Raw genomic sequence first — 1,568 nt, 5'->3', positions numbered from 1 at the left:
AAAGTTGTAAAATTGCAAATTCCTGCTGGAAAAGCTAACCCAGCACCACCAGTTGGACCTGCACTTGGTCAAGCCGGTGTTAACATCATGGGATTCTGTAAGGAGTTTAACGCTCGTACAGCTGACCAAGCTGGTTTAATCATTCCTGTTGAAATTTCGGTTTACGAAGACCGTTCATTTACATTTATTACAAAAACTCCGCCTGCTGCAGTATTGCTTAAAAAAGCAGCTGGAATTGAGTCTGGTTCTGGTGAACCAAACCGTAATAAAGTGGCAACTGTTAAGCGCGATAAAGTACGCGAAATCGCTGAAACGAAAATGCCTGACTTAAACGCAGCAGACGTTGAAGCGGCAATGCGCATGGTTGAAGGTACTGCCCGCAGTATGGGTATTGTAATCGAGGATTAATTTGTTTCTTGTCGGGTTGCGAGTTTTAACAAGTTCGCAACCCTTATTCGTGGGAGGTTATTCCGCTATAACCACATAAGGAGGAAATTTTAAAATGGCTAAAAAAGGTAAAAAGTACGTTGAAGCTGCTAAGCTTGTAGATCGTTCAAAAGCTTACGACGTTTCTGAAGCAGTAGCTCTCGTTAAAAAAACAAACACAGCTAAATTCGACGCTACAGTTGAAGTGGCTTTCCGTCTAGGGGTTGACCCTCGTAAAAACGACCAGCAAATCCGTGGAGCAGTCGTGCTTCCAAACGGAACTGGTAAAACTCAGCGCGTTCTCGTTTTCGCAAAAGGCGAAAAAGCGAAAGAAGCTGAAGCTGCTGGTGCAGATTTCGTTGGCGATACTGACTACATCAACAAAATTCAACAAGGCTGGTTCGATTTCGATGTAATCGTAGCTACACCTGACATGATGGGTGAAGTTGGTAAAATCGGTCGTGTACTTGGACCAAAAGGTTTAATGCCAAACCCTAAAACTGGTACAGTTACTTTCGAAGTTGAAAAAGCTATCGGCGAAATCAAAGCTGGTAAAGTTGAATACCGTGTTGATAAAGCTGGAAACATTCATGTTCCTATCGGTAAAGTTTCTTTCGAGGATGAAAAACTTGTTGAGAACTTCACAACAATGTATGATACAATCCTGAAAGCTAAACCTGCTGCAGCAAAAGGCGTTTACGTGAAAAACGTTGCTGTAACTTCTACTATGGGACCTGGTGTCAAAGTAGACTCTTCAACTTTTAACGTAAAATAATATTGACATGACATCAACATTCTGATATGATTCAAAATGTTGTAAAATAGAATATCATTTATACCGTAGACAGTAGGGGCCTAACCGCTTAATGATCCTACCGAGGTGTATATTATCACAGCTATTACGTTACGTATGCTTGTATATACAGCCTCCATGTCTCATGGAGGCTTTTTATATGGAATCCGTCGTCTCAGTCGTGATCACCTAACGGTATAAGTGTTACACAAGAATCTACAGGAGGTGTAACCATGAGCAGCGCAATTGAAACAAAAAAAGTTGTTGTTGAAGAAATTGCTTCTAAACTGAAAGAAAGTAAATCAACGATCATCGTTGACTATCGCGGACTTAACGTTTCTGAAGTAAC

The 1,568-nt window shown here is 41.1% G+C and carries 3 protein-coding genes and 1 other annotated feature; all 3 genes read left to right on the top strand.

Annotated features, from left to right (window positions below; translation table 11 throughout):
• Positions 1-408 (top strand): 50S ribosomal protein L11 (rplK, locus tag RAC86_RS38545; protein WP_377886937.1); only part of this gene is annotated, 408 nt, incomplete at its 5' end.
• 94 nt (positions 409-502) lie between these two features.
• Positions 503-1,201: a 50S ribosomal protein L1 gene (gene rplA / locus RAC86_RS38540; RefSeq protein ID WP_003235040.1), complete on the top strand. Its 699-nt coding sequence runs from the start codon at positions 503-505 to the stop codon at positions 1,199-1,201.
• A 45-nt stretch (positions 1,202-1,246) separates the two neighbouring features.
• Positions 1,247-1,387: a sequence feature (ribosomal protein L10 leader region), on the top strand.
• 65 nt (positions 1,388-1,452) lie between these two features.
• The coding region (gene rplJ, locus RAC86_RS38535; RefSeq protein WP_377886938.1) for a 50S ribosomal protein L10 at positions 1,453-1,568 on the top strand (116 nt) is incomplete at its 3' end.

This window comes from Bacillus sp. LR_5 (genome assembly GCF_042709275.1).
Note: the sequence above shows the minus strand (reverse complement) of the source record. Positions and strands in the feature narration are given on the sequence as shown.